This is a genomic window from Actinophytocola sp. (genome assembly GCF_035634895.1).
Taxonomy (GTDB): Bacteria; Actinomycetota; Actinomycetes; order Mycobacteriales; family Pseudonocardiaceae; genus Actinophytocola.
This window is the reverse complement of the sequence record NZ_DASQCC010000098.1, coordinates 34,395-41,327: the sequence shown is the minus strand read 5'-3', so window position 1 is coordinate 41,327 and position 6,933 is coordinate 34,395. Positions and strand designations below refer to the sequence as shown.

The 6,933-nt window shown below is 71.7% G+C and carries 7 protein-coding genes; 2 read left to right on the top strand and 5 right to left on the bottom strand.

Annotated features, from left to right (window positions below; translation table 11 throughout):
- The 5 genes from VET29_RS13570 to VET29_RS13550 all read right to left on the bottom strand — a co-directional run.
- Nucleotides 1–391 (bottom strand): hypothetical protein (locus tag VET29_RS13570; RefSeq protein WP_324919781.1); only part of this gene is annotated, 391 nt, incomplete at its 3' end.
- Nucleotides 392–425: 34 nt separating this feature from the next.
- A complete protein-coding gene (locus VET29_RS13565) occupies nucleotides 426–1,475 on the bottom strand; it encodes a hemolysin family protein (protein ID WP_324919779.1) in 1,050 nt (349 codons plus the stop codon).
- Nucleotides 1,472–2,797, bottom strand: coding sequence for a hemolysin family protein (locus VET29_RS13560; RefSeq protein ID WP_324919777.1), 1,326 nt, complete (start codon nucleotides 2,795–2,797; stop codon nucleotides 1,472–1,474). Before VET29_RS13560 ends, VET29_RS13565 begins: the two co-directional genes overlap by 4 nt.
- Before the next feature lie 144 nt (nucleotides 2,798–2,941).
- The gene (locus VET29_RS13555) at nucleotides 2,942–3,505 is read right to left on the bottom strand and encodes a TIGR03086 family metal-binding protein (protein ID WP_324919775.1); all 564 of its coding nucleotides are present in this window, start codon (nucleotides 3,503–3,505) and stop codon (nucleotides 2,942–2,944) included.
- Nucleotides 3,506–3,556: 51 nt separating this feature from the next.
- Nucleotides 3,557–4,147, bottom strand: coding sequence for a helix-turn-helix domain-containing protein (locus tag VET29_RS13550; protein WP_324919773.1), 591 nt, complete (start codon nucleotides 4,145–4,147; stop codon nucleotides 3,557–3,559).
- Between the two features lie 156 nt (nucleotides 4,148–4,303).
- Here VET29_RS13550 and egtA point away from each other — a divergent pair, with 156 nt between their 5' ends.
- On the top strand, nucleotides 4,304–5,530 hold the full coding sequence (gene egtA / locus VET29_RS13545; RefSeq protein ID WP_324919771.1) for an ergothioneine biosynthesis glutamate--cysteine ligase EgtA: 1,227 nt from the start codon (nucleotides 4,304–4,306) through the stop codon (nucleotides 5,528–5,530).
- A 64-nt stretch (nucleotides 5,531–5,594) separates the two neighbouring features.
- A complete protein-coding gene (egtB, locus tag VET29_RS13540) occupies nucleotides 5,595–6,932 on the top strand; it encodes an ergothioneine biosynthesis protein EgtB (RefSeq protein WP_414636494.1) in 1,338 nt (445 codons plus the stop codon).
- The last annotated feature ends 1 nt before the right edge of the window (nucleotide 6,933 follow it).

The following is a 6,933-nucleotide window of genomic DNA, read 5'->3' as shown; positions in this document are numbered from 1 at the left end:
CGGCGAGACAGGCTCCGTGCAGGTCCATGACCGTGCCACCGTCGCGTGCGGGATCGCGGTGCCGCAGCACGGACAGCGCGACCTCGACGTCCTCCGCCGGCCCGGCGTGGCCGCAGCCGGTGGCCCGCGCACGCACGAACGCCGACAGCGCCCGCATCACCGCCGGCTGGTGCGGCGACCTGTACCGCCGCATCAGTCCCTCCAGCTCGTGGACCCCCGCCAGCCGCTCGTCCAGGTCCGGCGAGCCGAGGCGGGCGCTCGCGCGGGCGACGGGGTCCGCCACCGGCCGTGGCCGCACCGCGGGGGCACAGGCGGCGAGCAGGACCGACGCCACGACCAACGCTGCCGCGACCAACCCTGCCGCGACCAGCGACGCCTGCCGGGACACCATCGCATCAGCATGGCAGCGCCGGCAGGCGCCCGGGTCACGTGTCGGGATCGGTGTGTGTGGCGTCCCGGACGGTCCCGACGTACTCCTCCACCAGGTCCTCCAGCGCCACCACGCCGAGCACCGCGCGGTCCGCCGCCACCGCCTTCGCCACGTGGCTGCGGGCCCGGCGCAGCGCCGCGAGCGCCTCGTCGAGCCGCGAGTCGGCCGGCAGCTCCGGCAGGCCGCGGATCCGGTGGTACGGCACGGGTGTGGCCGGGTCCTGGTCGGACAGGTCCAGCACGTCCTTGATGTGCAGGTACCCGTTCAGCCGCCCGTCCGGCATGCGCACCGGGAACCGGGAGAAGCCGGTGCGGTTGACCGCCTCCTCGACGTCGCCGACCGTCGGCGGGTGCGGCACCGTCTCGACCTCCGCCAGCGGCACCAGCACGTCGACGACCGTCCGCTCCGCCGACGACAGCGTCTGTGTCAGCCTGCGGTGCTCCTCCTCGTCGAGCAGGCCCTCGCGCCGTGAGTCGGCGATCATGTTCGCCAGCTCCTCCGGCGTGTGCGCGCTCTCGATCTCGTCCTTCGGCTCGACCCCGAGCAGGCGCAGCGTGCGGTTGGCCACCGCGTTGAGCAGCGAGATCACCGGACGGACCAGCCGGACCCAGCCGATCAGCACCGGCGTCAGCCACACCGCGGTCCGCTCCGGCGCGGCGATCGCGATGTTCTTGGTGACCATCTCGCCGAGCACGATGTGCAGGATCGACACGAACACCAGGGCGATCACGAACGCGACCGTGTGCAGCACCGCGGCCGGCAGGTTCACCGGGCCGAGCACGACCTCCAGGAAGTGCGCCACGGTCGGCTCGCCGAGCGCGCCGAGGCCGATGGTGCAGAGCGTGATGCCCAGCTGTGCGCCGGCCATCATCATCGACGTGTGCTCGGCCGCACGCATGACCATCCGCGCCCGGTCCACCCCCCGGTCCGCCATCGCCTCCAGCCGGTCGCGGCGGGCGCTGACCAGGGCGAACTCGGCGCCGACGAAGAACGAGTTCAGTATCAGCAGGAAACTGGCGACCAGGATCGCGGCACCACCACTCATCGGGTGCTCACCTCGGCGACCCGGGCCACGCGAAGCTCCGCCACGCGGTGGCGGTCCATGGCCATCACCGTGATCCGCCAGCGGTCGACCTGGACCTCGTCGTTGACCTCCGGGATCCGGCCGAGCCGGGCGAGGACCAGCCCGGCCAGGGTCTCGTAGTCACCGGAGGGCATGCGGAAGCCGGTCGCGTCGGACAGCTCGTCGTCGCGCAGCAGGCCGGAGACCATCCAACTGTCCCGGCCCAGCGGGCGCACCGGGTTGATCTCGCCCCGGTCGTGCTCGTCGCGCACGTCACCGACGATCTCCTCGATCAGGTCCTCCAGCGTCACCAGCCCGGCCGTGCCGCCGTACTCGTCGACGACCACCGCGAGCTGCAGCCCCGACTTCCGCAGCCGGTCGAGCAGCGTGTCGCCGTCGAGGCTCTCCGGCACGGTCTGCACCGGCTGCATGAGGTCGCTGATCCGGGTAGCGGCGCGCTTGTCCACCGGCACGCTGAACGCCTGCTTGACGTGCACGACCCCGCGCACGTCGTCGAGGTCGCCCTCGTACACCGGGAACCGCGAGTAGCCGGTCCGGCGGGCCAGGTCGACCAGGTCGACCACGGTCGCGTCCGCCGGCAGCGACTCGACCTGCACGCGCGGGGTCATCAGCTCGTCGGCCGACCGTTCGCCGAAGCGCAGCGAGCGGTCGAGCAGCGTCGCGGTGCCGGCGTCGATCGTGCCGCGTGCGGCGCTCGTGCGGACCAGCGAGCCGAGCTCCTGCGGTGACCTCGCGGAGGCCAGCTCGTCGGCCGGCTCGATGCCGAGCCTGCGGACCAGCCAGTTCGCCCAGCTGTTGAGCGCGTTGATGAACCAGCTCAGCATCGTGGAGAACCGGGTCTGCGCGCCCGCGACGGCCCGCGCGGTCGCCAGGGGCTTGGCGATCGCGATGTTCTTCGGCACCAGCTCGCCGAACAGCATCGAGATGACGTTCGCCAGGACCAGCGCCAGCACGAGCGCCACGCCGACCGAGACGCCGTGCGGGATGCCGAGCGCGGACAGCGGCGGCTCGAGCCAGCCGGCGATGATCGGCTCGGCCAGGTAACCCATGGTCAGCGTCGTGATCGTGATGCCGACCTGGGCGCCGGAGAGCTGGAAAGACAGCGACCGGTGTGCCTTGGCGACGCGCTCGGCGCGGGCGTCGCCGACGGTGCGCAGGTGCTGCTCCACCTGGCTGCGTTCCAGAGCGGTCAGGGAGAACTCCGCCGCGACGAAGACCGCCGTGCCGAAGGTGAGTGCGAGGATGGCGAGAACGCCGAGGAGTTCCAGGAGCAACCCGGTCATCGGCGATCACCGCCGAGAACCGGACGCGTATGGCAGCCGGGCTCGCCCGGCTCGGTACTGTCGCTGGGGGACTGTGCTTCGGGCACGGCTTTCGGTCACTCCTGTCCAGATGGAAGTAATGACCAGTGTAAGGCGCGCCGGCCGTCAGGGCTTGCGGCCGAGCAGCGCCACCAGGCGTGTCGCGGCCGGCGCGTCGTCGGGCACCGGCACGGGCTCGGCGAACATCGAGGTGCCCGACCACATCGCGAGCTGCGGCTCGATGAACTCCAGCAGCCGCGCGGCCAGCTCGTCCGAGATGCCCGCGTCCGCGCCGAGGGAGGTGGCGAGGTCCCAGCCGTGCACCGCGAGGTCGGTGGTCATCTGCCAGCCGTACTGCTCGGCGCTCTCGTCGCCGTAGCTGAGGTGGACGGTCCGCTCGACGGCGCCGGGCTGCACCCACGCGGCCCGTGCGGCGTCGCTCGACTCACGCCAGGCGTACAGCGGGTCGTCGTGCAGCTGGTCGCCGTCGAACTTGTCGCCGACCTCCTCGACCGTGCGGCCGGCGAGCATGTCCGGCACCCAGAGCTGCTCGCCGACGATGTGGTTCACCAGGTCCCGGACGGTCCAGTCCGCGCAGGGCGTCGGGGAGTCCCAGTCGGTGAGGCCGATCTTGTGCATCGCGTTGTCGAAGACGGCCAGTGCCTGGGCGTGCGCGTCCAGAAGTTCCATGGTGCCCAGGCTAGGACCGATCACCGACATGTGTTGAACGGGCCGCCGCGCTCAGTCGCGGGCGGCCTCCGGCGCCCCGCTCCCGCGCCGGACGGAGGCCTCCACGAGGTCCAGCACGGGGTCGAGGTCGTCGGCGGGCAGGCCCATGGCCAGGTGGGAGACCAGGCCCTCGAGCACGAGCTCCAGGTAGGCGGTGAGGACGTCCACGTCGACGTCGTCGCGGAGGTTGCCGGCCTCGCGCTGGCGGACGAGGCGGGCGCGGGTGGCCAGCGTCAGGTTGCGGGACCGTTCCGCCCAGCGGTCGCGGAACTCCGGGTCGGTGCGGAGCCGTCTGGACAGCTCCAGGCGGCTGCCCAGCCAGTCGGCGCCGTCCTGGGTGGCCAGGAGGTCGCGCATGACCTGGACCAGGCCTTCCTTGGCGACCACGTCGGCCATCCGGAGGGCGTCGTCCTCGGCCAGGGCGAGGAAGAGAGACTCCTTGTCGCGGAAGTGGTGGAAGATGGCACCTCGGGAGAGGCCGGTCGCTTCCTCGAGCCGGCGCACCGTCGCGCCCTCGTAGCCGTAGCGGGCGAAACACACCCGGGCCCCGTCGAGGATCTGGTGGCGTCTGGCGTCGAGGTGATCCTGGCTGACCCGGGGCATTCAGCGATCGTGGCAGGCCGGCCATCCGGATGCAATCCGTACGTACGTCTTCCAGATCTCACCCCGGTGGACCAGTGGTGTGCGTTCTTCTGTCACGTGATTGTCGGTGGTCGCGTGTAGCGTCGATTTCAGTCCCTGTTGGAGGTGTGATCGGCTATGGCGACACTCAAGCATCCGCAGGTCAGAGGCCCTGCTGGGCGCTGGCTGCGCAATCGGGTGGAGGCTGAGGCATATGTGGCTTCTGTCTGTTTCAAGCATGGCCCACCGAAGTTGCACGGCGTCGAGCTGGAGTGGACCGTCCACCATGAGGACGATCCGCGGCGGCCGCTGGACGCTTCGAGGCTGGCCGCCGCTCTTGGTTCCTACGCTCCACGAACACTCGTCAAAGACAGTCCAGAGCTCCCGCTCCCGTCCGGGTCGCCGCTCACGGTCGAACCCGGGGGGCAGGTCGAGATATCGTCCCTTCCTTCCTCTTCCCTCGCCGAGCTGTTCGAGGTGGTCACCGCCGACCAAGCCTTCCTCGCCGAACTGCTCCGCGAAGCCGGTCTGGTGCTCGGTGACCGCGGTCTCGACCAGCACCGTTCGCCGGCTCGGGTCCTCGACACCCCGCGTTACGCGGCGATGGAGCACGTCTTCGAGGCCATCGGCCCGCACGGGATCACCATGATGTGTTGCTCCGCCGGTCTACAGGTGTGCCTCGACGTGGGTGAGCCGCACACCGTCGCGGACCGGTGGGCCGCGGTGTGCGCGCTCGGTCCGGTGCTGGTCGCGGCGTTCGCGAACTCACCGACGCTGGCCGGCCGGCCGACCGGCTGGGCCTCGGCACGCATGCGGGCGGTGCTCGGCACCGACCCGCCGAGGTCGATGCCGTCCGCGATCGTCGACGATCCGGCGGCCGACTGGGCGCGGCGGGTGCTGGACACGCCCGTCCTGTGCGTCCGGGGAGACGGTGAACGCTGGGAGACACCGGTCGGGCTGACGTTCGCCGACTGGGTCGCCGGGGGCCTGGCCAGGCCCCCGACCACCGACGACCTCGACTACCACATCTCGACCATGTTCCCGCCCGTGCGGCCGCACGGGTACTTCGAGGTGCGTTACCTCGACGCGCAGCCGGGCAGCGCCTGGGTCGTGCCGACCACGCTGCTCGCCGCGCTCATGTCGGACCAACCCACGGTCGAGGCCGTGCTCGAGGCCTGCCTGCCGGTCGGTGACCGGTGGTTGCCGGCCGCCCGGGACGGCCTGGCCGACCAGGCGATCGCGACCGCCGCGGCCACCGTGCTCTCGCTCGGCGCCACCAAGGTGCCGGGCATGGGCCTGTCGTCCGACCTGACCACGGCGATCGTCGCCGACCTCGACCAACTCATCGTGAGGAGCAGTAGATGACCATCGCACGAGAGCGGAGCGAACGCACCTCCTCCGGATCGACGGGTGAAGGAGGCGGCCGCGAGTGAGCGCAGCGACCAACTCGGCAGAGGCGGGCACGGAGGCGTTGCGCGAGCACGTGGCCGCGCAGCTGCGCCGCGCACGCGACCGGAGCGTCACGCTCACCGACGCCGTGGACGACGACGACCTGGTGCGACAGCACTCGAAGCTGATGTCCCCGCTGGTCTGGGACCTGGCGCACATCGGCAACCAGGAGGAGCTCTGGCTGGTCCGCGACGTGGGTGGTCGCGAGCCGGTGCGGGAGGACATCGACAACCTGTACGACGCGTTCCAGCACCCGCGCGCGAACCGTCCCACGTTGCCGCTGCTGAACCCGGCCGAGGCGCGCGGGTACGTGCGTGACGTGCGGAACAAGGTGCTGGACGTGCTGGAACGCAGCCCGCTGGAGGGCCGTCGCCTGGAGACGGGCGGCTTCGCGTTCGGCATGATCGTCCAGCACGAGCAGCAGCACGACGAGACCATGCTGGCCACCCACCAGCTGCGGACCGGCGCGCCGGTGCTGCACGCGCCGCCGCCGCCGGCCGGCAGCGCTCTCCCGGCCGACGAGGTCCTGGTGCCCGCGGGCCGGTTCACGATGGGCACGTCGATCGAGGCGTGGGCGCTGGACAACGAGCGGCCGGCACACGACGTGCACGTGGACGCGTTCTTCATCGACACGGCGCCGGTGACGAACGGGGCGTACCTCGCGTTCGTCGCCGCGGGTGGCTACGACGACTCCCGGTTCTGGACCGAGGAGGGCTGGGCCTACCGGGTGAAGGCCGACCTGACCGCGCCGCGGTTCTGGGTGCGCGACGGGGCGGGCTGGCTGCGCGACCGGTTCGGCCACGTGGAGCCGATCCCGCCGGACGAGCCGGTGGTCCACGTCTGCTTCCACGAGGCCCTCGCGTACGCCACGTGGGCGGGCAAGCGGCTGCCGACCGAGCCGGAGTGGGAGAAGGCGGCCCGCTTCGACCCGGCCACCGGCCGCTCGCGCCGGTTCCCCTGGGGTGACGAGGACCCCGACCCGTCGCACGCGAACCTCGGCCAGCGACACCTGTCGCCGGCGCCGGTGGGCGCGTACCCGGCCGGGGTGTCCCCGCTGGGGGTGCACCAGCTGATCGGGGACGTGTGGGAGTGGCTGGACTCGGACTTCCACGGCTACCCGGGTTTCGAGGCGTTCCCGTACCGGGAGTACTCGGAGGTGTTCTTCGGCGGCGACTACAAGATGCTGCGTGGTGGCTCGTTCGGGACCGACCCGGCCGCGGCCAGGGCGACGTTCCGCAACTGGGACCTCCCGATCCGGCGGCAGATCTTCGCCGGGTTCCGCTGCGCACGGGACGCGTCCCGCGAGGAGCTGGCCTGAG

Bases quoted from the DNA above. Each gene is read 5' to 3' on its own strand.
- VET29_RS13565 (WP_324919779.1), bottom strand. From the start codon at position 1,475: ATGAGTGGTGGTGCCGCGATCCTGGTCGCCAGTTTCCTGCTGATACTG.
- VET29_RS13560 (WP_324919777.1), bottom strand. From the start codon at position 2,797: ATGACCGGGTTGCTCCTGGAACTCCTCGGCGTTCTCGCCATCCTCGCA.
- VET29_RS13555 (WP_324919775.1), bottom strand. From the start codon at position 3,505: ATGGAACTTCTGGACGCGCACGCCCAGGCACTGGCCGTCTTCGACAAC.
- VET29_RS13550 (WP_324919773.1), bottom strand. From the start codon at position 4,147: ATGCCCCGGGTCAGCCAGGATCACCTCGACGCCAGACGCCACCAGATC.
- egtA (WP_324919771.1), top strand. From the start codon at position 4,304: ATGGCGACACTCAAGCATCCGCAGGTCAGAGGCCCTGCTGGGCGCTGG.